Source organism: Serratia sp. AR11 (assembly GCF_056376275.1).
Map to the genome: position 1 here is coordinate 4,682,377 of NZ_CM150739.1, position 24,765 is coordinate 4,707,141.

At 53.9% G+C, this 24,765-nt stretch carries 21 protein-coding genes and 1 pseudogene; 14 read left to right on the forward strand and 8 right to left on the reverse strand.

What is annotated here, in order from left to right:
• Positions 1 to 51 precede the first annotated feature (51 nt).
• From ACSOSI_RS22105 to ACSOSI_RS22120, 4 genes and pseudogenes are all read left to right on the forward strand, one after another.
• Positions 52 to 735, forward strand: a complete 684-nt coding sequence (locus ACSOSI_RS22105; RefSeq protein WP_476706164.1) for an outer membrane protein — start codon at positions 52 to 54, stop codon at positions 733 to 735.
• Positions 736 to 1,243: 508 nt separating this feature from the next.
• Positions 1,244 to 1,714 (forward strand): RidA family protein, encoded by a 471-nt coding sequence (locus ACSOSI_RS22110; RefSeq protein ID WP_476706165.1) that lies wholly within the window; start codon positions 1,244 to 1,246, stop codon positions 1,712 to 1,714.
• A 212-nt stretch (positions 1,715 to 1,926) separates the two neighbouring features.
• Positions 1,927 to 2,418: an isochorismatase family protein gene (locus ACSOSI_RS22115; protein ID WP_476706166.1), complete on the forward strand. Its 492-nt coding sequence runs from the start codon at positions 1,927 to 1,929 to the stop codon at positions 2,416 to 2,418.
• A gap of 405 nt (positions 2,419 to 2,823) precedes the next feature.
• Positions 2,824 to 3,009: pseudogene (locus ACSOSI_RS22120) on the forward strand (transposase); the annotation flags it as partial.
• On the opposite strand, the gene ACSOSI_RS22125 reads toward ACSOSI_RS22120, so the two are convergent.
• The gene (locus ACSOSI_RS22125) at positions 3,010 to 3,579 is read right to left on the reverse strand and encodes a MepB family protein (protein WP_476706167.1); all 570 of its coding nucleotides are present in this window, start codon (positions 3,577 to 3,579) and stop codon (positions 3,010 to 3,012) included.
• 333 nt (positions 3,580 to 3,912) lie between these two features.
• Here ACSOSI_RS22125 and ACSOSI_RS22130 point away from each other — a divergent pair, with 333 nt between their 5' ends.
• Complete coding sequence (locus ACSOSI_RS22130; RefSeq protein WP_476706168.1) at positions 3,913 to 4,794, forward strand: alpha/beta hydrolase; 882 nt, start codon at positions 3,913 to 3,915, stop codon at positions 4,792 to 4,794.
• Between the two features lie 63 nt (positions 4,795 to 4,857).
• On the opposite strand, the gene ACSOSI_RS22135 is transcribed toward ACSOSI_RS22130, so the two are convergent.
• Genes ACSOSI_RS22135 through ACSOSI_RS22160 form a run of 6 tightly spaced genes read right to left on the reverse strand, consistent with a single transcriptional unit; the run spans position 4,858 to position 12,168 of the window.
• Positions 4,858 to 5,181: a hypothetical protein gene (locus tag ACSOSI_RS22135; protein ID WP_012146885.1), complete on the reverse strand. Its 324-nt coding sequence runs from the start codon at positions 5,179 to 5,181 to the stop codon at positions 4,858 to 4,860.
• Between the two features lie 11 nt (positions 5,182 to 5,192).
• Complete coding sequence (locus tag ACSOSI_RS22140) at positions 5,193 to 7,502, reverse strand: type VI secretion system Vgr family protein (protein ID WP_476706169.1); 2,310 nt, start codon at positions 7,500 to 7,502, stop codon at positions 5,193 to 5,195.
• A 46-nt stretch (positions 7,503 to 7,548) separates the two neighbouring features.
• Positions 7,549 to 7,941: a DUF4150 domain-containing protein gene (locus ACSOSI_RS22145; protein WP_012146887.1), complete on the reverse strand. Its 393-nt coding sequence runs from the start codon at positions 7,939 to 7,941 to the stop codon at positions 7,549 to 7,551.
• A gap of 10 nt (positions 7,942 to 7,951) precedes the next feature.
• Positions 7,952 to 8,557 carry a DUF3540 domain-containing protein gene (locus ACSOSI_RS22150; protein ID WP_012146888.1) on the reverse strand — a complete coding sequence of 202 codons (606 nt, stop codon included), beginning with the start codon at positions 8,555 to 8,557 and terminating at the stop codon, positions 7,952 to 7,954.
• Positions 8,558 to 8,566: 9 nt separating this feature from the next.
• On the reverse strand, positions 8,567 to 9,637 hold the full coding sequence (locus ACSOSI_RS22155) for a pentapeptide repeat-containing protein (RefSeq protein WP_476706170.1): 1,071 nt from the start codon (positions 9,635 to 9,637) through the stop codon (positions 8,567 to 8,569).
• Positions 9,634 to 12,168: a DUF2169 family type VI secretion system accessory protein gene (locus ACSOSI_RS22160; protein ID WP_476706171.1), complete on the reverse strand. Its 2,535-nt coding sequence runs from the start codon at positions 12,166 to 12,168 to the stop codon at positions 9,634 to 9,636. The genes ACSOSI_RS22155 and ACSOSI_RS22160 overlap by 4 nt, the downstream gene beginning before the upstream one ends.
• A gap of 947 nt (positions 12,169 to 13,115) precedes the next feature.
• Between ACSOSI_RS22160 and ACSOSI_RS22165 the strand changes: the two genes are divergently transcribed.
• The 7 genes from ACSOSI_RS22165 to ACSOSI_RS22195 all read left to right on the forward strand — a co-directional run bounded on the left by ACSOSI_RS22165 (position 13,116) and on the right by ACSOSI_RS22195 (position 20,705).
• Positions 13,116 to 13,526 (forward strand): GNAT family N-acetyltransferase, encoded by a 411-nt coding sequence (locus ACSOSI_RS22165; RefSeq protein WP_012146891.1) that lies wholly within the window; start codon positions 13,116 to 13,118, stop codon positions 13,524 to 13,526.
• Positions 13,527 to 13,551: 25 nt separating this feature from the next.
• Positions 13,552 to 14,241, forward strand: a complete 690-nt coding sequence (locus ACSOSI_RS22170; protein ID WP_012146892.1) for a helix-turn-helix transcriptional regulator — start codon at positions 13,552 to 13,554, stop codon at positions 14,239 to 14,241.
• Between the two features lie 19 nt (positions 14,242 to 14,260).
• Positions 14,261 to 15,556, forward strand: a complete 1,296-nt coding sequence (locus ACSOSI_RS22175; protein WP_012146893.1) for a cytosine permease — start codon at positions 14,261 to 14,263, stop codon at positions 15,554 to 15,556.
• A 547-nt stretch (positions 15,557 to 16,103) separates the two neighbouring features.
• Entirely contained in the window at positions 16,104 to 16,718 is a 615-nt protein-coding gene (locus ACSOSI_RS22180) for a helix-turn-helix domain-containing protein (protein ID WP_476706172.1), read from the forward strand.
• Positions 16,719 to 17,615, forward strand: a complete 897-nt coding sequence (locus tag ACSOSI_RS22185; RefSeq protein WP_012146895.1) for a queuosine precursor transporter — start codon at positions 16,719 to 16,721, stop codon at positions 17,613 to 17,615.
• On the forward strand, positions 17,593 to 18,435 hold the full coding sequence (queF, locus tag ACSOSI_RS22190; RefSeq protein ID WP_012146896.1) for an NADPH-dependent 7-cyano-7-deazaguanine reductase QueF: 843 nt from the start codon (positions 17,593 to 17,595) through the stop codon (positions 18,433 to 18,435). Before ACSOSI_RS22185 ends, queF begins: the two co-directional genes overlap by 23 nt.
• 122 nt (positions 18,436 to 18,557) lie before the next feature.
• On the forward strand, positions 18,558 to 20,705 hold the full coding sequence (locus ACSOSI_RS22195; RefSeq protein ID WP_476706173.1) for a phosphocholine-specific phospholipase C: 2,148 nt from the start codon (positions 18,558 to 18,560) through the stop codon (positions 20,703 to 20,705).
• A 52-nt stretch (positions 20,706 to 20,757) separates the two neighbouring features.
• Here ACSOSI_RS22195 and ACSOSI_RS22200 read toward each other — a convergent pair whose 3' ends face one another.
• Complete coding sequence (locus tag ACSOSI_RS22200; protein ID WP_476706174.1) at positions 20,758 to 21,654, reverse strand: LysR family transcriptional regulator; 897 nt, start codon at positions 21,652 to 21,654, stop codon at positions 20,758 to 20,760.
• A 271-nt stretch (positions 21,655 to 21,925) separates the two neighbouring features.
• Here ACSOSI_RS22200 and ACSOSI_RS22205 point away from each other — a divergent pair, with 271 nt between their 5' ends.
• Positions 21,926 to 23,242, forward strand: a complete 1,317-nt coding sequence (locus ACSOSI_RS22205; RefSeq protein ID WP_012146899.1) for a M20 family metallo-hydrolase — start codon at positions 21,926 to 21,928, stop codon at positions 23,240 to 23,242.
• The gene (locus ACSOSI_RS22210) at positions 23,239 to 24,690 is read left to right on the forward strand and encodes a M20 family metallopeptidase (protein WP_476706175.1); all 1,452 of its coding nucleotides are present in this window, start codon (positions 23,239 to 23,241) and stop codon (positions 24,688 to 24,690) included. The genes ACSOSI_RS22205 and ACSOSI_RS22210 overlap by 4 nt, the downstream gene beginning before the upstream one ends.
• The last annotated feature ends 75 nt before the right edge of the window (positions 24,691 to 24,765 follow it).

A 24,765-nucleotide genomic window follows, 5' to 3' on the forward strand; every position in this document is an offset into this window, starting at 1 on the left:
TTTCCTCTAGGAACCGGCGACGGTAAAGGGTGTTTAATCCAGGAGGGAAGTATGCGTATTACTCATTATCTCGTCATCGCAGTGGTGAGTGTCACTCCTCATGCTGCAATAGCAAGCACAAACCCATCGGGTTATTACGGCGCACTCAAAGTATTGCACGCAGAACAAACCGCAGACAATATGGAAACCAGCAATCTGCCGGGTATTGGGCGTTTTGTCGCCGGGAATGACAAGGACCGGGCCTATAATGCCAGTGTAGCGCTGGGTTATCAGTACGGTAATGGCTGGCGCACCGAAGGCGAGTATGTATTTAAGAAAAATGCCGAATACACCAGCACCTCGACCAACTTCGCCGGCAACTTTAACCATCACAATGTTGCTGCACAGCGGCTCATGTTAAACGCCTACCGCGACTATCCCCTGGGGCATCGCGTTGCCGCTTACGCGACACTGGGTCTTGGGATTGCGAAAGTAAAATCCTCCGGCTGGCAGGCTACCACGACACGTGATTATGCCAGCAATACGCAAACTAACCTGGCTTATGCTGTAGGTGCCGGGTTGACGTATTCCCCCATTGAATCCGTGAGTGTGGATTTGGGTTATCGCTATATAGACATGGGCGATGTCGAGAGTGGCTATAACAACTTCACTAATGGGCGAGGGTTACGCGATGAACAAATGAAGGCGCACCTGGTATCCAGTGAAATTGCCCTGGGCGTACGCTATTTGTTCTAAACAAAAAAGTATGCCTGGTTCAAACAGACATAGGGTGCATGGAGCCTTCAACAGAGAAAGTGTTGCAAGGCAACATTGTTAATGTTACTCAGCGTAGGAGTAATATTCTCACTATCAGGTCATGCAGAATCGGTCGGTGACCGGTGTACCTGTTAGTACCGTTTAATCAACACACCAGACAATTGCGCTGTCTTTATTAAAGGTAACGTACCGGGGCTAAAGATAATCCCCTCGCACCGCTTTTGGTTCAATAACCGTGGCCCCATATGGCGTGATATCCCCTGTACAATATCGCTTAGGCTGGGCGATTACTCGCTAATATTTTCCCAAAAGCATGTGAGGTTATTATCGATATGAAAAATGGTTTAGTGTCGCAATCAGTCGAAAGCTGATAAATGTGATGAATATCGGAGGAGTTAGCTTAAACCGTCTAAAACAACGTAGGATTTTATCCTAAAGCAAGCAATTTAGCCCCCGAATTGACTAAACCTAACAATGGAAATTAAATATGAACAGTTTACTGACATTTGGCATTGGAGCATTGGGTTTGATCGCGGCCTCGGTCACTCAGGCCGAATCCATCAGCAGGATCAACCCACCAACACTGCTGGATTCGACAGCCTATGGTTTTACTCAGGTCGTGGTAGCGCCCAATAATGGGCGCACAGTATACCTGTCTGGGCAATTTAGTAGCGATACTGAAGGCAATGTTCTAGGCGAAACGGTGGCAGAGCAAATACCGATTGCGCTTCAAAACCTGAAACACGCCATCAAAGCCTCAGGTGCCAAGCCAGAAAACGTGGTGAAAATTCAGGTTTATATTGTCGACTATAACCAGAAAGATGCAGGTCAACTCCAGACGGAGCTCACACGGTTATTTGGTGACAATCTTCCAGCCAGCACATTGGTTCCTGTTCCACGACTTGCTTTAGACAGAATGAAGTTTGAGATTGATGCAATACTTGTCATTCCTCATTAGGTTGGAAAGCCATGCATCTCATTTGAATACCGTGGGTCGTTGCCGCAGGACCCAAAGACCTTAGCCAAAAAGCAAACCTATTAACCAGGATGCCATTGATTTTCTTATCTAATTTAATCGCATTTTGGCGTTATAGTCCCTTCCGGGGTTAACGGTTAGTTTTTTACGTTTACGCTGTGCCCCCTCCAATAAATGAAACCCAAGGACTGATCATGAGAAATGCCCTGATCGTTATCGATATTCAGAATGATTATTTCCCGGGCGGTGCCTTTCCGCTTGAGGCGTCTGAAATAGCCTGCAAAGCTGCAGTTAAAGCCATTGGAAAAGCGCGTGAAGAAGGTTGGTTGATCGTAGGTATTCAGCATATTGCAACAGTCGATGCACCATTCTTCAAACCTGACAGTGAAGGGGCAAAAATTCATCCAGATGTTGCCACAGCACTGGGAGATGCACCTGTTATCATGAAGAATGAGGCGGACAGCTTCTTCGAAACCAACCTTGAGCAACTGTTGCACGATAATGGCATCACTGATATCTATCTTATCGGCATGATGACGCAACATTGTGTCACGCATACGGCGCTTTCACCACAAGGACAGGGCATGAAAATGCACATCATTGCTGAAGGATGCACTGCGCCAACCAAAGCGCTGAGCGATCTTGCCCTGTTAGGACTTGTTGCCCGCTGTAGCGTACATTATTAACCCTCTGGTTTAATAAGAATCCGGCTAATACGGGCTATGTAATCTGATAACACAGCCCGCTTTTTAAATACCGATACCGATTGAATTGTGGGCCTTCCGTAACTTGGGCGGTGGAAAATAAATGAATCTTATTCGTTAACGGGGATCTACGCCTTTTTAAGTGAGGGACAGCTGGATGGCTTCACGTCAAACTCTCTTGCCGTTGCCACGTGGGTGGAGGGAAGGTACTCCAACAAATCACTCGTCAACACGGGGTGAGCATCAACCTACGAGCCACCCGGAAATCAGCTTAATGCCTGAAACGCAGTAGCGCCGTACATAGCTGCCGACGGCTACCTGTACTGATCCTACCCGCGAATAGTGGACACGCGACTAAGTGAGTAAACTCTCAACCAGAGGTGACTCATGACAAAATCAGCATCAACCAGCAAAAAGCCCCGCAAGCAACATACGCCTGAATTCCGCAACGAAGCCCTGAAGCTTGCTGAGCGTATCGGTGTTGCTGCCGCAGCCCGCGAACTCAGCCTGTATGAATCTCAGCTCTACGCGTGGCGCAGTAAGCAACAACAGCAACTGACATCAAAAATAAGGTTAGAAAAGGCTATCTATTGTTAATAGCGCCTTAAGTTTGTTGGCATTCACCTCACCAGAAGTGACTGGGACAAAGTACTGTAACTGCCACTTTTGCGTTGTGATAGCTTGTTTTACAACAGGTTTAACCCAAGGGGCATAAACGCGGATAGCTCTTTTTCCCTCTTTCCCCTTAACTGACATGACCCCTTTTTTCGCCAGCGCATGTCTGTTGAATATAAAGAATCCTCGATGAGTATGATCAAAAACGCTCACCAATACGAACTCAATGCCATCGTCAAAATCGATGGGCATAATCTCATCTTGTATATGCGGTCTTTTCCACATAGTAACAAATTGCCCGAGCTTAGTTGGAGTCGTATTGGCGACACGGAATAATGCTCGCTTACCTTCCACCTCAAACTGACAGGCGCCATATTCGCTGCTCTCAGATTCTCGTTGGGGTTCCGAGATGCGAATTCCGGCAGGCAATAATACATCGTTTATTATGTCAGAAAGTTGAACCGGAATGTTCCCTTTCGCCGGATCGGCAAACCAAACACCCTCAATGTCTTTACTACTTCCCAACATATTTTATTTCCTTATTTAGTATCAGAGACTCTCTCTCCAATAATATTGTATATTCCCTGCTTGCTCAGAAAGATGCGCACAGAATAAAAACCTGCTCGTAACACTACCACAGTCGCATACAACCTGACTGTGACCGTAAACATGGATATCGGGCTAAAGAATAGGGATCTGCTCCGCCAGTTTTTCAGAAACCAACACCGGGAAGATATATTTTAACTCCTCAGGGACAAAGTTCGGTAACAGTTTTGATGACGGTAAAAAATGCGAAAAAGAAATGACGACATCATTTCTTGTAATGCTAATATCCCCTTTTTCTCATAAACCGAATCCAGCATGCCATCCTCTTATCGTCGCTTTCTCACCCTTGTTATCATGCTGGTTATCGGCGTGGGCTCACCTATGCTGGCGCAGGCCAGGCCCGATCTGGAACGTAAGATTGGCGTGACCGTCGCCGATACGAGTTCGCCTGATTACCAGTTCAGCGACCTGCCGATCACTTCGGCGGACGGCCAACGCCGTTATCGCATTCGCATAGCGCAGCCGCGTATTGCCCCGCCGACGGCCGGCTATCCCGCGATCTACTTTCTGGACGGTAATGCGGTGCTGATGGAGTTGAATACCAGCTTATTGGCCCGGCTTGCAGCGCAAAAACAGCCGCCGGTATTGGTGCTGCTCAGTTATGACAATGATTTACGTATCGATGCCAAAAGCCGCAGCCAAGATTACACGCCGGCCAATGGCGGGGCGGATGCCTTTCTGAAATTGATCGAAAGCCAGATTAAACCGGCAGTGGCGGCGAAGGTGGCCATTAACTCTCAACGGCAAACGCTGTGGGGGCACTCTTATGGCGGTCTGTTCGTTCTGCATACTCTGTTAACCCAGCCAACCGCATTCCAAAATTACGTCGCCGTCGAACCTTCACTGTGGTGGGGAAAGGGCTTTATTCTGCAGGAAGCACAGCGGGTTATTGAACGGCATCCCGCCATCTCCGCCCATCTGTGGCTGTGGACCGGCGGCGGTGAGAAAATGCGTAGTGCGCCGCCCAATATCAAACAGCAACCGCTCCCCGCCGACGCCGCTCAGCGTCTGGCCGAACGGCTGGCGACGCTGAACGGGCTTAAGGTAGATTTCCGGGAATGGCCAGGCCTGGATCACGGTGCCATGTTCAATGCGGCCATCGCACCGGCATTGGATGAGGTAGCAGCAGGCGACTGAATAACACCATGCCGCTAATCTGGCGATGATCTTAATTTTCTGTTTACGAAGAAGTTTTATTATCTACTTATCGAAAACAAACGAAATATGGTCATCGTCCAGATACTTGATCTCAACCTCACAGCCTTTCTGGACCTTTGAAGAGTAAAAGGCGGGAATGGTTTCCTTGCCTTCTACCTGCTTGGTCATCCCCTTTTCATGCCATGAAAGGCGGTATTTTATGTTGGTGCTCCCGTTATCATTTGAACTGATGTAATGGACCTCCTCCACCCGAGCCTGAATATCCCGCCCCAGTGTCTGGATTTTATGGTCACGGTTAAACAGATAAACAATATAGGCAATGACGCCTACTGTAAGAATCACTGAAATAATAATCGCAAACTTCATCGATTCGTCCCTTAGCCGAACATGGTCAGACCGTTAAATGATGACATTATCTTCCCGACATGAGCCATCGCATCGATAAAAGCCACACGCCCCTCGGTGGTGGTAAGATCAAAGGCTGTCTTATCAAATTTCATATTGGTCAACCCGAGCTTGCCGCTCGCAGTCACGCTCATAGAATAGCCTTCCGTAACAATTTTCGCCGCCGTGAAATCAAAGGAAAACATGGAAGCGGACTCTTTATGATCTTTGTATTCAAAAGCATGCGGCGTCTTGATGCTCACTTTTTCCGCACTGTCGATGGTGATCATTTTCGGTGAGGTGATGGATACCCCGCCTTGCACCGTCTGCTTCCAACTGCCCAGGATGTCCGTCTTGGCATCCTTGGTGATGGTTTGTACCCGTCCCCCCAAGATTTCGTCAGTAACGTCCTGGGTGACGATATTATGGCGTTTCCCCGTGACCTTGTCATAGCGATCCCCGGTGAGGAAGGAGTCCATGCCTGTGTCATAGGTGCGGGTTACCTTGCCGGTAACATGTTGATTTTCTGTACCGTCCGTATCGATGCTCCGCTTTCCCTTAATGGTTAGCGTTTCTCCGCCGCTGGTAATATCCGACGTCCGGCCATTGGTGATAGTGACCTTTTCCCCGTCCTTAAAGGTTTTGGTTTCCGGTTTGTCGACCGTCGTGGTGCGCATACCGTGGAATTGGAAGATAGCGTTGCCGAACACCTCATCCTTCTGATCTTTTTGGATGGTGGTGGTGCGATTGCCGTCCACGGTCACCGTTTTATCGTTCTCCACCGAAATATTCATGTCTTTTTCGGCATGCAGCTGCACCATTTCCGAGCCCGCCTTATCTTCGAAGAACAGGTGGCTGGAATTGTCACTGTGGCCGTCTTTGGAGCGCGTCATAAAGCCCATCATGGTCGCACCGGCTGGCAGCGTCCACGGCGGCATACAGGCTTCGTTATACACCCGGCCGGTGACCATCGGGCGGTCCGGATCGCCATTGATAAAATCAATCACCACTTCATCCCCCACTCGCGGGATCTGTACGCCGCCGAAGCCCTGGCCTGCCCAGGCGCTGGACACTCGCACCCAGCAGGAACTGCTTTCATCCCCTTTCGCCAGACGATCCCAGTGGAATTTCACCTTCACCCGACCGTATTTATCGGTCCAGATAGATTCCCCCTGCGGCCCCACCACCCGGGCCGTTTGCGGGCCATGGGTCCGCGGCCACGGGGTACGCTGCGCTGAGCGGAACGACGTGCTCGCCGGGATCACCACAAAATCGGTGCGATGCACCGCCTCTTCGCCCCCGCTGGCGTAGCTGTTCTCTTCAAAATCGTAACGCGCACTCAGCACCAGATACTCTCCGCCGTCACTGGCAAACGGCGGGTTGAGCAGGGCAAAGGTACACCCCGGTACGATGCCCAGCGCGGTAGCCGTTGCGTCGATGCGCTGATGCTCCGCCTGCCACTCCTCCTGGCGCACCCGGGCGTAGGTTTCGCCGTGGCTGTGCTCCACGAAGTGCCCCGGCCAGTCGTAGTAGTCAATCTGGCCCGGTGAGGGTGAGGTTGGGTTCTGTCGCGCCTGGAACAGCCATGCGTTGGGCTTGCGGAAATCGTAGTCGTCGATGCTGTAGATCCCCGGCGTCACCCGCTCGGATATCGCCCACTGGCCGATCCCCTCTTCGCTGGTGCTGCCACCGGAAGGAGTGGCGTGGTAGGGAATGGCCTCATAACCGCTAAACGGCTGGTGCTGCTGAGAGGCGTCGTACAGCACCATGGTGTGTTTACCCGACTCGTGGCGGAAAAAGAAATAAATGCCTTCCAGCTCCATCAGGCGCGAAATAAAGTCGTAGCTGCTCTCCTGGTACTGCACGCAATATTCCCAATTGCGGTAGTTACCGGTGAGCTGGTTCTCCATCTGCACGCCATATTCGTCGAGCACCGTTTTGATGATGTCCGGCACCCGCTGGTTCTGGAATATACGTTGGTTGCGGTCCCGCTTCAGCGGCCACAGGTCCGACTCCATGGTCAGCGTGTAAACCACGTAGCGCTCACCATTAATATCCGCACTATGAACGTTGACCCTGGTGATTTTTCCGTTGAGATAGCGTGGCGCAGCAAGCAGCCCCTGAGTAGGGATAGTCAGGGTAATCGGCTGGCCAAGCATGGCCCTGCGGTCCAGGCGGGCGTTGGTGCTGAGCATCGTCACGCTCAATTCAAATGAGCGTGAAACCACTTCCTCTCCGCTAAGTTTCCAGAACTTCAGCGTTCCCTCACCCGCAGGCGTTGTTGCCGTGATACGGTCAAACATAGCTTCTTACCCCTGTAACTAAGACTGCGTTATGCCGCTCTGCCACTCATGGTGCCAGCATCAGTACTTTGAACTGGCTGGGTACCGCACGTATCCCCACGGCATTGGTTGAATTCTGCAGGCTGACGCTGGTCAGGCGCGTCGCCGGAGTGCCTTTGAGCAGCACGGTGAAGGAACCGGTGAGATGCCGCGACGGCCCCATCACGGTGCCTGACGCCACGCCGGTGGCAACACCGGGATTATCCCCGTTGGTCAGCGGCGTCACCGTGGCCATGTTGTGGGCAGGCATGCCCATAAACAGAATATTCAGCGCGTTGGGGACGGCCGTTGGCCCAAGCGCGATATCCGGATAAGGTATCGGCGTTGGGGTCGGCATCGGCGTCATGCAGACGTCGGGAAAGGCCAAATCGGTGCCCATCAGTTGACAGTTGGCAAACATCGCGGCCTCCTCAGCCCATATGGATCTGTTCGGCATCCACTTTGGTGATTGCCTTTGAAGTAATAACGGTATTTTGCGCATGCAGACGCGCATAATCTTCAGCCTGCATATCCAGTTGGCCGGCGCGTACCTGCTCCGTCTGGCGCGTAGTGCGCAGCAGGTTATGGCTCACCTGGGTGATGGTTTGCCAGATTGACTCGCTGTGCTTGCCCACCATGCGCGAAAGGCTTACCCAGGCGGAAAGCTTATCGCCGCTGTACTGCATTTCGCTGATATGGCAGTCACCCTGGCTGGCGCTGACGCGTAACGCTTCGCTGCTGAGGCTGATTTCGCCGCTGCTGCGGATATGCAGATCGCCCGGTACGCTCAGTTCGGCCATTTCCGGGTTGGCACGCTCCAGCACCGCCAGCAGCCACACCTGATTATCCACGCTGGTGATAAGCACCAGATCCCCGGTCTGAGGAGCAATAACGCAGCTGGTAGCACGCCGGCAGTGCCAGCCGCGCCCTTCACTCTCCACGCTCAGGCTGCCGTTGGAAAAGCAGTGGGTCACCACCCCCGCACTCTGTAGTGGCGGTGCTGCCGCTTGTAGCAGTTTGTGATTGATATTGTTCATCTTCTCTCCTTAACGGCGGCTCTGATGCTGAAGGCTCCAGGCCTCCGCAGACAGTAACTCTTCGTCATACTCAAGGATGCCCCGGCGATCGGAAAAATGGGCTCCCTCCTGCTGCGCCCGATGGAACCGGGTGCGGGAAAATGTGGCACTGCGGAAATCGGCCCGGCGTAAATCAGCGTGGGTGAAATCGCTGTAGGTCAGATCGCACAGGGCAAAGTTGCTGTCTTCGGCCTTCACCTGCTGCAAAATGCTCTGGAACAGGCGGCTGTGGCTAAAATCGGCCTGTTGTAACCTGGCACCGATAAACAACGCCTGATCAAACAAACTGCCCTGACAGCTGGCTCCGGTAAGGTCCGCACTCATAAACAGCGCCTGGCTGGCGTTCACCTTACGGAGTTGAGCCTTTCTCAGCGAAGCGCCTTTGAAATTGCACTGCGTCAGCTGCGCCCCGTTAAAATCGACCGCGTCGAGCTGATTATCGGTAAACTGACAGCCGCTAAAACGCTGCTGGGCATAGTTTTTTCCACGCTGATCGCAGTTGAAAAAGACCGTACGGTCGAATTGACTGTGGCCCAAACGGGTAGTACGCAAGTCAATATTGAAAAAGGTCGTCTGCAGGCACTGGCACTGCTCCAGTTGCGCCTCATCCAGCGAGCTCTCGAAGAAGGTAGTACGTTCCAGCGTGGACTGGTTGAAGGTGCTGCCGGATAGCGGGCTGCGCATGAATTGGCAAGCATCGAACCTGCTGCAGGAGAAATCGCCGTTGCCAAGCTCGCAATGATTAAAGATGCACTGCGCCATTAGCGTGTCGCAGGCGCTGATTGCCGTCATTTCACAGTCGTTAAACACGCTCTGCTGCATGCGGGCACCGCTCAGCGTCACCCCATTCAACAGACACTCATTAAATACCGTTTCATGTAAATTGGCCGCCTGCAGGTTCGCCCCCAGCAGTGAGACATCCTGAAAAATTCCGCCGGACAGGTCGTATCCTTGCAGCTCGAGACCATCGAGGTTGCAGGCGTTAATCATCTCGCCATTTTTTATTTTCTGCTGTAGCTCTGCCGCGCTCAGCGTCGTCATGACAGTTCCTCATCCCGCTTCGGCAGCGTCTTCACCCGGCTGGTATAGGCGTTGTCCAGCCGCGTCTCCATATTAATAAAGGATTGTGACAGATCGGCACGGAACAGATTGGCAGCGGTAAAGTCCGCGCCACCCAGTTGGGTTTTCTGCATCAGTGCGCCCATCAGGTTAGCTCCGGTGAAATTGACCTGGCGGAAATCAGTGCGGATCAACAGGCTCCCGACCAGGTTGGCGCGGGTGAAATTCGCCCTCTGACAGTCCGCCTCGCTGAGATCGCTGTTCTCCACCTTCGCCAACGTAAAGTTCGCCTGCGTAAGCAAAGCCTGGCGCAGGTTACTTTCTTTCAGCGTTGCTTCGCTAAAGTCCGCGCCGCTTAAGTCACTCTCCATTACGGCCGCGCAGGTCAGCAGGCTGGCCGCTTTAAACTGGGCGTACGGCAGTTTGCTCTCCACCCAGTTACAGCTCTCAAGCCACGCACCGTTGAAGACCGCAGCCTGCAACTCGCACTGTTGGAAGACGGTCTTACGCAGCCTGGCCTCGCTGAAATCGAGCTGCGGCAGCGTTAAATTCATAACGATACACTCCTCCAGCTCGGCACGGTGGAAACGGCAATGGCTAATACCGACCTGGCGCAGCAATAGCGTTTTTAGCGTGGCACGGCTGAAGTCACAGTCTTCAAACAGCGCGTCTTCCAGTTGGGTTTCTGTCAGGTTGGCACCGCTAAAATCGCTCTGTCGGCACTGGGCCAACGCCAGGCTGGCTTTGGTCAGATTGCATTCACGCAGCGAACTGTTGCGCAAATCGGTTCGCGCCAGCATCGCCTCGCTAAAATCAGCGCCGTCCAACTGACAACCGCTGAGATCGGCGCTTTCCAGCAACGCCTTACGGAAATTAGCGCCGCGAAAATCCATGCCGGAGAGGTCCGCGCCGGTGAAATCCAACTCGCTAAAGTCCCCTCCGCACGCCATGGTGTTCGAAGCGCGCTGGCGAATAATCCGGGCAATATCCCCCGTCATGCGTTGCGCCGGCGGTTGATGCTGGGCTGCCATCAGATACATCTGGTGCAGCGACTCGCGGCTCTGCGCCAATTTCTTCGCCGTCATGCTGTCCGCATGTTGATGCAGCATCTCCTGCATACGGTGCATTGATTCCGGGCCACGCGGCCGCGAGTCCTGTTTGGCACCCTGGCGGGCTTCCACTTCAGCCTGGCGCGCCTCAGCCTGCGCTTTCATCTCCTCAGCCTGGCGCTCCAGTCGTTCGACAAACTCCGGCAGTTCATCCAGCCTCGGCATCTCTGGCTGCGACATATCCGCCAGTAGCTCGTTAACATCCCGCCCTTCAGCCTCAAGCCTGGCGCGGTGCTGTTCGCGTATTTTACTTACCCGGTTTTGCATATTGTTTTGCATCGGGCTTTCTGTTTGCTGCATTTCGCTGTCAATCCAGGGACCGATAAGCTCTTCCGGCAACAAATCTTTTTCACGGAAGGCAAACAGCGCCCCCTTCCCTTTATCCAGCCGCTGGGCCAACACTTTGCGATAGTGATTGGCCGAACGAGCGGCGCCGTTTTTCTCCAGCGCCGGCATCAGTTGCAGCACATCCGCCGCATCATCCTCGTTAATGCGGCAACTGCCCTGCCAGATCAGCATCATCTGTTGCCGATGCGGGAAGAACCAGACCGTGGTGGCACGCAACCTAATCTCTTCAAACAGCGTTTCATCCCCGCGCTGACGATTGATAAAACAGCGCGCCCGCCATGGCGGCAGTTTGCCCGACTGTAGCGGTTTTTCCGGATGCATATTCCAAATGCGCCACTCGGCTTCAGGTGGCAGCTCATCTTGTTCCGGCCACCATTGATCCGGGCTGGCGGCATTGAATACACGCCAGTCGGCGTCGCGGGCCAGGCCTGGAAAGTCATTCTTCAGCCAGTTGGCATCATAGGCTTTGCCCATGCGCTTAAAACGACGCGGCCAGGTCATGTCCAGCGGCCCAAAACTTACCGGCTCGGGCTGCTGCCGCGGTGAGGTCATACGTTGATGTAGCGGTTCGATATTCGGCAGGCGACGAAAAGCCGCGCCGTTGTGCTGCTCTTCCACGGCGCCAATACCATGAGGATTCTCTTCGTATCCTGCGCCGCCGAAAGCACGACTCCAGTCAAGGCGCATCGACTCAAAATTGCGTGGCGGGGTCGGCTGCGAACCAGACCAGAAACGATCGCCAAAAGCCACCAGGGTCTTGCTGAGGCTGCCCACGTCAATGCGCACTGCGCAGCTGTTTTTTTCCTTCTGATGACGGGTATAAGCATTACCCGTCGCCAGAAATTCAGCCCGGACTTTCGGAATGGCCACATCAATGACGCCGCCACTGGTTTGCAGTTCTTCCGCCGCCAGTTGCCATAATTCCACTTCCGGACGCAGCTGGGGCGTTGTGCCCATATCCAGCAGTGCCATCACAGAAACGCCGAGATAATTTTTACCCTGCTGGCGGAAAGGTCGATTTAATACGCTCAGACGCAGCGGCTTAATAATCTTCATATAATGCGCCTTTAGGCAGCCAGTTAATGAACGCGCTTAAAAAGGGGGATAATACATCTGTCTAGGTTTTCTATCGCATTAACCTAATCAGTGCAAGATGGATGTTAGAAACAATTATTCCCCAATGTCAGAGAATAAAAGACAGCCACTACGCCAGGCGCTCTCAGGCCAAGCGCCAGCGGGGCTAACGCCTTATGGCGCTCAGCCCTTGTCTCAAAAGGCGGAGACTGGCAAACCCAGAATTAAGATTATTCCTAATTAGCGGTGTTAAACTGATATTTTTTTGCATTAACCCAAAGTGGCTTCTATTACTAATAAGCGTCATTCCCTTATATTATCAATATAAGGTGGTGTTCCATGGATATTGATATAGATTTTAAACTGGAAGGCGTGAAGGAAAAGCAAAGGATTGAATCACACATCGTTCAGCCCTGATTGATATAGCCTTACAGGTTATTTTGAAATACGGCGAGCTGAATTGAGCCGTCGGTGTTATCCCCGTATTAAAACAATACAATAGCCTCAACCTCCTCTGCTCTCCCCTCTGACAAGCCGCCGCCAAGACCCTGCACTCTGTCGACCGACGGTCGACGACGCACAGCAGCAAATTTCAACGCAGATTCATCGGAAGGCTGAAGATAGCGGCTCCCCTTTGGCAAGTTGACTTGCTCTACCGGTGGAGCCTGAAAGGCTAATGTATTTCCTGGATGGGGCCCTGGTGAGGCACAATAGGAATAGATTGACTGAGCAAGGCTAACGGCTATTTATTACCACGTATTACGCTATTTTCTAGCCTCGTCACAGTTAATATAAACGTTTGGCCCCCTGACGGGAACGGGTGAAAAACACCCTTGAAATACATTACGAAAAGTGATAGTTAAAGCCGTTGGCAAGCCCCAAATTAGTTGCCATAAGACATTATTATCACAGGGAATCATATCACATCCATGAAAATCAATATTACCGACCAGCCAAATCCGCAGGATGAAGAGTTCGTTATCGACAGCCTTTGGGCTCATAATGAAAAAACCGAACACGTTGATATCCACCCCTTGTTCCTGACCGTGACCGATGAGCAAGGTAAAATCGTTGCCGGGCTGGTGGCCAGAACCTGGTGGGGCGGGCTTGAAGTGCAATATCTTTGGGTCAGCGACCAGCATCGTAAAAGCGGCTATGGCCGTCAACTGATGCTCCAGGCAGAAGAAGAGGCCAGGAAGCGCGGCTGCCACATGGCCTATGTCGATACCTTCGACTTCCAGGCCCGCGGCTTTTATGAAAAATTGGGCTATCAGCTGTACGGCAACCTGGGCGGCTATGCCAAGAAGCATACGCGCCACTACCTGGCAAAAGAGATTTAATCCGGTTGTCATCGGAGAGGTCAGAATGGATTCGTCCGATAAAAATAATGAATTTTATTTGAAAGGTCTGATTGCCATGATGGAGCACTTAAGTGAGCCATGGGGCATTAAGGATCTGGCATCCCGTCATATTTATATGAACCACGCCGCCTACCTCTATACCAATACGCCGCTTGATTTTGATGTAGCCGGTAAGCTGGACGACGAGTTTCCCGCCGACTGGGCCGAATGCGCGGCTGATTTTGTCGAACACGACAAAATGACAGAGGTCTCGCGGGAGCGGGTTGCGGTGATAGAAACGCATTATTGGTACGGGAAAGACAGTCTGACCCCGTTTATCAGCGAAAAACTGCCGATCTACAACGATAAAAAAGAAGTGGTTGGGGTGATGTGGAACGCCAAACCGCTCAACACCTTATCTCCGCTGAAATTTATCAATCAACAAAAACCCAGCGTTCTGACCACAGAAACCAATAGCACCATTTTCACCCGAGCCGAACTTGACGTGATATTTTTAATGTTGCAACGGCTGTCGGTGAAAGAGATCGCCAAAATATACAATATCAGCAATAAAACCATAGAAAACAGAATATATAACATCTATCAAAAATCTGACGTCCATACACAGCAGCAGTTTGAAGAATTTTGCAAATATGCGCATCTGGACAATTACATTCCCGATCGCCTGATAGCTAAAGGCATTCAGTTTATTTAATAGCAAGGAATACCTCACCGTGATCAAAATTGAAGACTATCCGTTAACCCGGGTACCTCAGGATAAAAGAGTCTCGTTTTTAAGCGTGGCCATTGTGCATATGGGCATGCTGACCGCGCTGGATCAGTTTATGCTCGGCGCCGTATTGGGCCACTCGATGACGCTGTTCGACGCCTTTACCGCCATTTTCGTCGGCAGCCTGATCTTTGGCGTTGTCACCTACGGCCTCGGGCTGGCGGGGATGCGCGAAGGGATCTCCGGCAGCCTGCTGGCCCGCTGGTGCGGCTTTGGCCGACTGGGCTCGGTGCTGATCGGCGTGGTGGTAGCCGTCAGCCTGCTGGGTTGGTTTGGCATACAGAACGCCATTTTCGCCAAGTCGCTGGATTTCGCACTGGGCAATAAGCTGGGCTTTGGGCTGGCGGCCGGCCTGTCCGGTACCCTGCTGACCATACTGGTGGCCTTTGGCTTCAAGGCATTACGTATCGCCGCCCGAATTGCGGTACCAATGTTTATTATGCTGGTAGCCTATATCTCTTACATCACCCTCACCGGCCATAATCTGCCGGAAATTATTCAATTAATGCCGCCAGGTGAGCCACTGTCGATCAGTGCCGGCATCACCATCGTGGTCGGTGGTGCCATCGTTGCCAGCCTGATGACCCCCGATCTGACGCGTTATTCCAAAAACGGCAAGCACGTGTTTGGCGTGACCCTGCTCACCATTGTCGCCGGGGAGTTCGTGGTTAACGGTCTGGCGCTGCTGATCGCCAAAACGCTCGGCACGGCGGATGTCGTGACCATCATGTCGCAGGTCGCCGGAGGGGCTGGCCTGCTGGTGGTGGTGTTCTCCACCTTAAGGGTCAATGACCTCAACCTGTACTCATCTTCACTGGGCATCGTCAACGCGGTTGAAGGCATGACCGGTAAAAGGCTGAAATACACCGCCACCACGCTGGTGATTGGCGTGTTGGGCACAACGCTTTCGGTGTTGGGGATCCTGGATCGGTTCGTCGACTTCCTGACGGTACTGGGCGTGGTGTTCCCGCCGATTATCGGCGTGATGCTGGTGGATTATTACTTGCTGCGGACTCACCGTAAAATTCTGGATGACAGCCGCCGGGAAGGCAAACTGCCCGACCAAACGCCGACCATTGGCTGGGCAGCGATCGTCGCCAGCATTGCCGGCAGCATCGTCGGGTTAGTGACCGAATGGGGCGTGCCGACCATCAACTCATTGCTGGCCGCCAGCCTGTTGTATTGGGTATTCAAGTTGGCGCTGAATCGTTCGCAGAAACCGGCCCCGGCGCAAAGCTGATTCGATTGCCAGCGACGAAATGCTATTACCACTCTCCTGCAACGGGTGAGTGGTAATACTATAGAATGAGGATTTGGTGGACTAAAAACTGCGGTTTTAAAACTGAAACCTGATTGGAATTCCCTGGTGTCGGTAGCTAAAACATCCTTTATTACCCAGAGAATGGAAACGCCTCCCTCCCTGAGTTTTTTATTATAGAAGTTGTCAGACAATCGGTTATTAACTGTTTTGACCGTCAAGAAACACTTCAGTATGGATGAACAGTAGCTCACAAAAAGCACCATGGTCAACACAAAAGTAGACACAAAACCCACTTTTGTGTTCACTTTTATGGGTTCATCATCTAAGCGATTGATTTGTATTTAATTACTTTCATTCCACTTTTCACTCAACAGGGTGAAAGTATCATTAGGGGTGATACGGAGCCGTTTAACATACGTTTTCAAAGATTAATCAGCCGGTTACCCTCCCTCTTCCAATGGCAATTCTGGACAATGTCAGCGCGTACGATATAGTAAAGCCGGCCAGAATATTGTAAGGAATGCTTATGAAGACCACTAACGCCCAGCGCAAAAGCAACATCATTAAGAATATTGAATATCTGATGCGCACCCGTGGCGAAACCAAGGCATCCTTCTCTAACCGTACTGGCCTGACGCGTACCACTATCTACAAGATCCTCGACGGACGGGTCAACAATGTGCAGCAAGCCACGGTTAACCGGATTTCAGATTTCTTCGGCGTTTCCTGCGAAGAGATCGAAGACTATGATCTGGAAAAACTGGAGCTGCTCAATGAAACCCTGTCCACCGAAGGCAATAAAAATCCTTCCGCAATTCCTGTTATTCCGCAGTCGCGTTATTTAGCGGTTGCCGGCAAGAAGATCGGCCAACTGGTCACAGAGTTCCCTTTGACTTATTTCTTCGGCGATGAGTCAAATATGGTAGCAATGCGCATAGAGACCGAAATAAAAGGTTCATTTATCCCAGGCGAGGTCATTATTATAAAACGCCCGCCGGTATTAGTTTGCGATTCGCCTTTATTGTATCACTCGGGAAAATACGGCTTCTTTGTGGTTAACGACAAAGAAGAAAGCAGCATGGAGAAAAGTCATCAGGATACCGTGCAATTCCTGGGTTATATCTTTGGAGAAAGGCTATAAATGGAACCGAATCAAAAGTTCAAGCTATTGGGCTTTACCCGGCATGGCACTTTGGCTGCCAATGTCATGGTATTAGCCACCGGCAAAACCATTACCATGGGGCTCAATGAGCTGGCCGACAGCGATATATCGGAAGATCTGAGCCGCCATGAGCTACAGGCACTGTATCGCAAAATCTACGGTAACAATCAGCAGCAAACCGCCTATGAGCTCAGCGATCGTCATGAACGCTCCTGGTATGCCTATCTGATTATTACCGTGGCGCTCAGCGTGATTTATATCTTCTCAACCCTGTGCGGCGTCAAACCGATTGAAATTGCTGCATTGAACATCATCACGCCCCCGGCGATATTTATTTACCCCCTGACCTTTATCCTGGTGGATATTCTGAACGAATTTTATGGGCTGCGGCTGGCCAGGCGCACCATTATCATCTCGTTTATGGCCAACCTGATTTTTGTGCTGGGCGTTTGGGCAACCACGCTGGTACCGAGCATTCCGCAGTGGGAGTTCAGCCAGACTTATGACGGTATCGTCCACAGCATCATGGCGGTGCTGGTAGCCTCATCTGCCGCCTATTTAATCTCCGAGAACGTCAACTCCTGGCTGCTGTGCAAAATCAAAGAGCTGACCAACTCCCGCTATCTGTTTGTACGGGTAATCACCAGCACCGTGGTGGCCTCGGCCATCGACAGCCTGGTGTTCTGCACCCTGGCGTTCTACAACGTTTTGAGCTGGGACATCATCAAAACCATGATCCTGTCGCAGTTCCTGATTAAGGTGGTCTACGCCCTGGTGGGCGTCGGGCCGATATACGCCGCCCGTAGCCTGTTTAACCGTTATATCAATACCGATCTTGCAAGGAGCAATGAATATGCATATCAAAAAACAAGATAAAATCACCCATCTTGGCGCCAACTCCGATTATCCGGACCAGTATGCTCCCGAATTGCTCGAAGCCCTGCCGCGCGCACGCGGTCGCGATCTGATCGGCGTGGATGAACGCAAACTGCCATTCAGCGGCTTCGACCTGTGGACCGCCTTCGAACTTTCCTGGCTCAACGCCAAAGGCAAACCGGTGGTGGGCATTGGTGAATTTACCCTGCCCCATTCGTCCACCAACCTGATCGAGTCCAAATCATTCAAACTGTATCTCAACAGCTTTAACCAGACGCGCTTCGACAGCGTGGAACAGGTCAGCGCCGCGATGCAAAAAGATCTGTCGCAGGCCGCCAATGGTCAGGTTGGGGTGAAGCTGTATCCGGGGTTGGACGGTTATTCAGCGCAGATCGACGCCCTGCCGGGCATCAATATCGACGACCTGGATATCGCCGTGGATGACTTTGATTTCAAACCGGAATATCTGATTGGTGCCACCAGCGAACAGGCGGAAATAGTGACGGAGACGCTGTCCTCCAACCTGCTGAAATCCAACTGTCTGGTGACCAATCAGCCGGACTGGGGCAGCGTGGTGATCCACTATCAGGGCCGTAAAATCGATCGCGAGCGCCTGCTGCGCTATCTGATCTCCTTCCGCCAGCATAATGAGTTCCACGAGCAGTGTGTCGAGCGTATTTTTAACGACATTAAACAAAGCTGCCAGCCGGAGAAACTCAGCGTGTTCGCCCGCTATACGCGCCGCGGCGGTCTGGACATCAACCCATTCCGCAGCGATTTTGAAACGGCGCCGACCCTGGGCCGTTTGATCAGGCAATAACGCTCCACTTGTCATGCCCCCGCCCGGGGGCATTATTTCTCCCCGTCATCTGTTTGTTATTTTTCGCCATTACCGTCGTTAACAACTATCTTCAAAACAACCCTCAGGGAGATTAACGACGCATGCCTGATTTTTCGCGCAGAGAAATACTGCGGGCTGCCGCCATCGGATCGGCTTTTTCACTGTTACCCGCCTCGATCCGCAAAGCGCTGGCAATCCCCGCCAATAACCGTACCGGTACTCTTAACGATGTCGAACACGTAGTGATCCTGATGCAGGAAAACCGCTCCTTCGACCATTACTTCGGCACTCTGCCCGGCGTACGCGGCTTTAGCGATCGCATCACCATTCCTTTGCCCGGCGGCCGTCACGTCTGGCAACAGCAGGGGGAACATCGGCTGGTGCTGCCCTATCATCTCGACAGCAAGCTCGGCAATGCCCAACGGGTAAGCGGCACGCCGCATTCGTGGGTAGATGAACAATCCGCCTGGGATAACGGCCGCATGAGCGCCTGGCCGACCTACAAAACGCCCACCTCGATGGGCTATTACCGTCGGCACGAATTGCCGTTCCAGTTTGCTCTGGCCGAAACCTTCACCCTGTGCGACGCCTATCATTGCTCGATCCACGCCGGCACCAACACCAACCGCCTGTTCCACTGGACCGGCACCAATGGCCCGACGGCGGCCGAGGTCGCGGTGGTGGTCAACGAGTGGGACAGCCCCGGCCCGGCGGAAGTCGGCTACCAATGGCAGACCTATCCGGAGCGGCTGGAGGCCGGCGGCGTCAGTTGGAAGGTCTATCAGTTTTTGCCTGATAACTTCACCGACAACCCACTGGCGGGATTCCGCCAGTACCGTGCCGCCAGCGTTAAGGTCGGCAACCCGGCACAGCCGCCAAAAGACTTCACCGCCTTTGTACCCTATCGCGATGAATTGAACGTTGAAGCCCCGCTGTACAAGGGCAATGGCAATACGCTGCCGGCAGCCGACGGCAACGATCTGGATGCGATGCTGACCGGCTTTCGCAACGACGTACAGCAGGGCAAGTTGCCGCAGGTGAGCTGGATTATCGCCCCGGCGGCCTACTCGGAGCACCCCGGGCCTTCCAGCCCGGTGCAGGGCGGCTGGTTTACCCAGGAGATCCTCAACGCGCTGACGGATAACCCGGAGGTGTGGAGCAAAACCGTGCTGCTGGTCAATTACGACGAAAACGACGGCTTCTTCGATCATATGCCTTCGCCATCGGCCCCGTCACTGCGCGAAGACGGCAGCTTCGCCGGCAAGTCGACGGTGCCGTTCGACAGTGAAATCTTCCAGCATGTCGCCCCACCCGGTTCTCAGGAGCAACCGCCGCCGGACGGCCGTATCTATGGTCCCGGCCCACGGGTTCCGATGTTGGTGCTGTCTCCCTGGAGCCGTGGCGGCTGGGTCAATTCACAGGTATTCGACCACACCTCGGTACTGCAATTTTTGGAAAAACGCTTCCAGGTGCATGAACCGAACATCAGCGCCTGGCGACGGGCGGTCTGTGGTGACCTCACTTCCGCCTTCAACTTTGTCGACCCTAATGAGGAAACCTTGCCTCGTCTGCCCACCACCAGTCGCCACGCCGCCGACAGTCTGCGCCAGCGACAGGAACAGTTACCGCAGGTGCCCTTGCCGCCGGTGGACAGACAACAGTTACCGCATCAGTCGCGACTGGCACGCCCATCGCGTGCGCTGCCTTACCAGCTGCACGTTGAGGCCAGCAGCAACCCCGAGCAAAAAATGCTGACGCTCAACCTGTACAACACTGGCGAACAGGGCGTGGTCTTTCATGTGTACGACCGGCTGAGTCTGGAGCAGATCCCACGGCGCTATACCGTCGAGGCCGGTAAAGCGGTCAGTGATAACTGGCTAACGGCGGATCGCTACCACCTGTGGTTGCTAGGCCCCAACGGTTTCCATCGTGAGCTGGGTGGCAGCGTTCTGCAGCCGCAGCCGGAAGTGCAACTCACCCCGCAGGGCGATCGTTTATCGCTAACGCTAACCAACGCGGGTAGCCAGGCAACAACGGTAACCATCGCCCGCTGCCCTTATACGCAAAAAGGCCCCTGGCAGATTGAACTGCCGGCGGGTGGCCGCCATCAGCAGGCCTTTGCTACCAAATCCAGCGGTGGCTGGTACGATCTTTCACTGCAGGGGGCACAGGGCTGGCAACGCCGACTGGCAGGCCGGCTGGAGAACGGCGACCACAGCGTCAGCGATCCGTTGATGGGTAAAGCCTGAGATATCCGTACAGGGTGTTCGAAGGGGGAATGCCCTGTGAGGGGGCATCCTTTTAGCGGCAGTACAAGCGGAACAGGCGCGCCAGGTGTGCGCCCATCGGCGTCAGCGTGGTGTCTTTACGCTGGATCAGATAAAACGTCGCTTTTGGCAGGCTCTCCTCCAGCGCCAGCGGCACCAGATGTTTACCCAATATCGGGTCGGAGATCACGTCCACCGACAGAATGCTGACAAAGTCGCTCTGCGCCACCAGGCTGGTGCAGGCCATAAAAGTCTCGCAGGTGACGCTGATAGACGGCGCCATTCCCAAATCCCCGAACAAGTCGTACAGTAGCCGGTAGTAGCTGCCCTTTGGCGTCGGCATGGTCCAGTCGCAGTGCTGCAGTTGCCTGAGTGACGTCGCCCCCTCCATCGGATGCCCCTTGCGCACCACCACCTTGTATTCTTTCTCCATCAGCCGTTCGTACTGCAATTCATTGTCCAGGCTGCTGGGGTAATAGGTATTGACCGTGAAATCCAGTTCCCCCTGGCGAAGTTCCGGGATCATCGACACCAGTTGCCCTTCGACAATCCGCACTTTGACCTTTGGGTATTCACGGTGGAACTGATTAATCACCTGCGGCATCACGGTGCGCGCAATGCTGCCGCCGACGCCGATATTCACCGAGCCGCCCGCCAGCCCCAGTCGTTGCTGGATATCCTCCTGCGCCACCCGCAGCTCTTCGAGGATCAGGCTGGCATGCTGGAAAAAGTTATCGCCGCAGTCGGTCAGCACCACGCCCTGGCTACGGCGGATAAACAGTTTGGCCCCCAGCACCGTCTCCAGCTCCTGAATCGACTTGGTCAGCGCAGGCTGCGAAAGCTGTGAAGTCCGGCTGGCGGCGCGGATACTGCCCTGACGGCTGACTTCTACAAACGCACGTAATTGGTGCAATTTTATTGAGGCTGGCATAGGCGAATGGTGATAACCGTTGTTTATCAATAGCAAGATATTGGCATCTTATTTAGCCCGATTCCATTGTGTACATTCGAAAAAAACATAATAAATAACCAAATCCTTATTTCGCTTAATTAAACGCATTTTCTGCGCCAATAAGCGCATTTCACGGCAGTTAGTCACTAAATACGTCTTTTTCATTAAACAGTTCCACCGTCTGACTTCAGTTCAGCGCTCCACTGCTGCCCGGCGTTTGCCTGGGCGCGATAACCAATGAGATCTCCCAATGAATAATCCGCTTTCGATGTTGGTGTCAGATTTATCCCCGCAACTGCAGGCCTGGCGCCGCGATTTTCACCGCTATGCCGAGTCCGGCTGGTTTGAGTTCCGCACCGCTACGCTGGTGGCGGAAGAACTGGATCGGCTGGGCTACCGCCTGCAACTGGGCCGCGAAGTCATTAATGCCGATGCCCGCATGGGGTTGCCTTCCGCCGAAGCTCTGCAGCAACAGGAGCAGCGCGCCCGCGAACAGGGGGCACTGGAGAAGTGGTTACCGCACTTTTCCGGCGGCTTCGCCGGTATTGTCGCCACGCTGGACACCGGCCGCCCCGGCCCGGTGATCGCCTATCGCGTTGACATGGATGCGCTCGATCTCAACGAAAAACTGCAGCCGGATCACCTGCCGTTCCGTGAAGGCTTCGCCTCCTGCAACAGCGGCATGATGCATGCATGCGGTCATGACGGCCACACCACCATTGGGCTGGGGTTGGCACGGGTGTTCAAGAGCCTGGAAGCGCAGCTGAGCGGCACTATCAAACTGATTTTCCAGCCGGCAGAAGAAGGCACTCGTGGCGCAAAATCCATGGTGGAAGCCGGCGTGGTGGACGACGTGGATTTCTTCACCGCCGTACACATCGGCACCGGCGTACCGGCCGGGGAACTGGTGTGCGGTAGCGACAGCTTTATGGCCACCAGCAAGCTGGACGTCACCTACCGTGGCGTTGCCTCTCACGCCGGTGCCAAACCGGAGGACGGCCGTAATGCCCTGCTGGCGGCGGCGCAGGCCACAGTGGGGCTGTACGCCATCCCACGCCACAGCGAGGGCAGCTCACGCATCAACGTCGGCGTGCTGCAGGGCGGAACCGGCCGCAACGTGATTGCCGATCGAGCGTTTATGAAGGTGGAAACCCGCGGGGCCACCAACGCCATCAACGAATTTGTTTACCAGCAGGCGCTGAACGTGATCGAAGGCGCGGCCAAAATGCACGGCGTGGAATACGACATCGCCCTGATGGGTGCAGCGCAGAGCAGTAAACCGACCCAGCCCTGGGTGGACTACATTCACCGCCAGGCGCAGGAGATAGCCGAACTGACTTCGGTCGTCGATCGCCGCGAGCAGGCCGCCGGTTCCGAAGACGCCACTTATATGATGGAACGGGTGAAATCCCACGGCGGACAGGCCTCTTACGTGATTTTCGGTACCGAACTGAGCGCCGGGCACCACAACGAAAAGTTCGATTTTAACGAACAGGTGATGGCGGTGGCGGTGAAAACGCTGGCGTCGCTGGCACTGAACCTGCCGACTTTTGGGAGCAAAGCATGAGTAACCCGCAACTGCTTACGTTTATCAATCAGTACATTGACCAACACCAGCCGCAGTTCAGCGCACTGAGCGACAGCATCTGGGATCACCCGGAGACGCGCTTTACCGAAACCTATTCTGCCAATCTGCTGGCCGACGCGCTGGAGCAGGAAGGTTTTCGGCTTGAGCGCGGCGTTGGCGGCATTGAAACCGCGTTTATCGCCAGCTACGGCAGCGGCCAGCCGGTGATCGCGCTGCTGGGCGAGTACGACGCACTCGCCGGACTGAGCCAACAGGCCGGCTGCGCCACGCCACAGCCGCTGGTGGAAAACGGCAACGGCCACGGCTGCGGCCACAATCTGCTGGGCACCGCCGCGCTGGCGGGGGCATTCGCGGTGAAGGCCTGGATGCAACAGCAGCACCTGTCCGGCACCGTGCGTTTCTACGGCTGCCCGGGTGAAGAAGGCGGCTCCGGCAAAACCTTTATAGTGCGTGAAGGCCTGTTCGATGACGTTGATGCCGCCCTCACCTGGCACCCGGAAGGCTTCAGCGGCATGTTCAATACCAGCACTTTGGCCAACATTCAGGCGGCGTTTCAGTTCAAGGGCATCGCTGCTCACGCCGCCAACTCACCGCACCTTGGCCGCAGCGCGCTGGATGCGGTAACGCTGATGAACACCGGTGCCAACTTCCTGCGTGAGCACATCGTACAGGAAGCCCGGCTGCACTATGCCGTCACCAATACCGGTGGCAGTTCACCCAATGTGGTGCAAGCCGATGCCGAGGTGCTGTACCTGATCCGCGCGCCACAGCTCGATCAGGCGCAGGATATTTACCAACGGGTGATCAACATCGCCAAAGGCGCAGCGCTGATGACCGATACCCAGATGACGGTACGTTTCGACAAGGCTTGCTCCAACTACGTGCCAAACCGCAGCATGGAGCAGGTGATGTATCGCTATGTCTGCGACTTCGGCCTGCCGGAATACAGTGAGGCGGAACGCAAATTCGCCACGGAAATCCGCCAAACGCTCAACAAAGATGACCTGCGTAATGCCAGGTTAAATATCGCCCGTACCGGCGGCGCGGCAGGTCGCGAGTGGGTTCAGAATCTGGGCGACAAGGTGTTGATGGATCAGGTCGCCCCTTATGTGGCATCGGAAGATCTACTGTACGGCTCTACCGACGTCGGCGATGTCAGTTGGGTCGCGCCGACCGCCCAGTGCTTCAGCCCCTGCTTTGCGTTCGGCACTCCGCTGCACACCTGGCAACTGGTAGCACAGGGTCGCACTTCGATCGCCCACAAAGGCATGTGCCTGGCCGGCAAGGTGATGGCAGCCACCGCCGTCGAACTGCTGAGCGACAGCGCTCTGCTGGCGGACTGCCGCCGCGAGTTCGAACGCCAGCGCGCCGAACAGCCTTATAGCTGCCCGATCCCTAAAGACATCAGGCCTTCACCGTTAAAGTAACCACCATGCTGCCAAGGCCCGCAATAGCGGGCCAGTAATAATAATTATAATTAAATCAAATAATAAAAAATAAAC

Excerpts from the sequence above, each read along its gene's own strand:
- ACSOSI_RS22105 (WP_476706164.1), top strand. The coding sequence starts at position 52 with ATGCGTATTACTCATTATCTCGTCATCGCAGTGGTGAGTGTCACTCCT.
- ACSOSI_RS22110 (WP_476706165.1), top strand. The coding sequence starts at position 1,244 with ATGAACAGTTTACTGACATTTGGCATTGGAGCATTGGGTTTGATCGCG.
- ACSOSI_RS22115 (WP_476706166.1), top strand. The coding sequence starts at position 1,927 with ATGAGAAATGCCCTGATCGTTATCGATATTCAGAATGATTATTTCCCG.
- ACSOSI_RS22125 (WP_476706167.1), bottom strand. The coding sequence starts at position 3,579 with ATGTTGGGAAGTAGTAAAGACATTGAGGGTGTTTGGTTTGCCGATCCG.
- ACSOSI_RS22130 (WP_476706168.1), top strand. The coding sequence starts at position 3,913 with ATGCCATCCTCTTATCGTCGCTTTCTCACCCTTGTTATCATGCTGGTT.
- ACSOSI_RS22135 (WP_012146885.1), bottom strand. The coding sequence starts at position 5,181 with ATGAAGTTTGCGATTATTATTTCAGTGATTCTTACAGTAGGCGTCATT.
- ACSOSI_RS22140 (WP_476706169.1), bottom strand. The coding sequence starts at position 7,502 with ATGTTTGACCGTATCACGGCAACAACGCCTGCGGGTGAGGGAACGCTG.
- ACSOSI_RS22145 (WP_012146887.1), bottom strand. The coding sequence starts at position 7,941 with ATGTTTGCCAACTGTCAACTGATGGGCACCGATTTGGCCTTTCCCGAC.
- ACSOSI_RS22150 (WP_012146888.1), bottom strand. The coding sequence starts at position 8,557 with ATGAACAATATCAATCACAAACTGCTACAAGCGGCAGCACCGCCACTA.
- ACSOSI_RS22155 (WP_476706170.1), bottom strand. The coding sequence starts at position 9,637 with ATGACGACGCTGAGCGCGGCAGAGCTACAGCAGAAAATAAAAAATGGC.
- ACSOSI_RS22160 (WP_476706171.1), bottom strand. The coding sequence starts at position 12,168 with ATGAAGATTATTAAGCCGCTGCGTCTGAGCGTATTAAATCGACCTTTC.
- ACSOSI_RS22165 (WP_012146891.1), top strand. The coding sequence starts at position 13,116 with ATGAAAATCAATATTACCGACCAGCCAAATCCGCAGGATGAAGAGTTC.
- ACSOSI_RS22170 (WP_012146892.1), top strand. The coding sequence starts at position 13,552 with ATGGATTCGTCCGATAAAAATAATGAATTTTATTTGAAAGGTCTGATT.
- ACSOSI_RS22180 (WP_476706172.1), top strand. The coding sequence starts at position 16,104 with ATGAAGACCACTAACGCCCAGCGCAAAAGCAACATCATTAAGAATATT.
- ACSOSI_RS22185 (WP_012146895.1), top strand. The coding sequence starts at position 16,719 with ATGGAACCGAATCAAAAGTTCAAGCTATTGGGCTTTACCCGGCATGGC.
- queF (WP_012146896.1), top strand. The coding sequence starts at position 17,593 with ATGCATATCAAAAAACAAGATAAAATCACCCATCTTGGCGCCAACTCC.
- ACSOSI_RS22195 (WP_476706173.1), top strand. The coding sequence starts at position 18,558 with ATGCCTGATTTTTCGCGCAGAGAAATACTGCGGGCTGCCGCCATCGGA.
- ACSOSI_RS22200 (WP_476706174.1), bottom strand. The coding sequence starts at position 21,654 with ATGCCAGCCTCAATAAAATTGCACCAATTACGTGCGTTTGTAGAAGTC.
- ACSOSI_RS22205 (WP_012146899.1), top strand. The coding sequence starts at position 21,926 with ATGAATAATCCGCTTTCGATGTTGGTGTCAGATTTATCCCCGCAACTG.
- ACSOSI_RS22210 (WP_476706175.1), top strand. The coding sequence starts at position 23,239 with ATGAGTAACCCGCAACTGCTTACGTTTATCAATCAGTACATTGACCAA.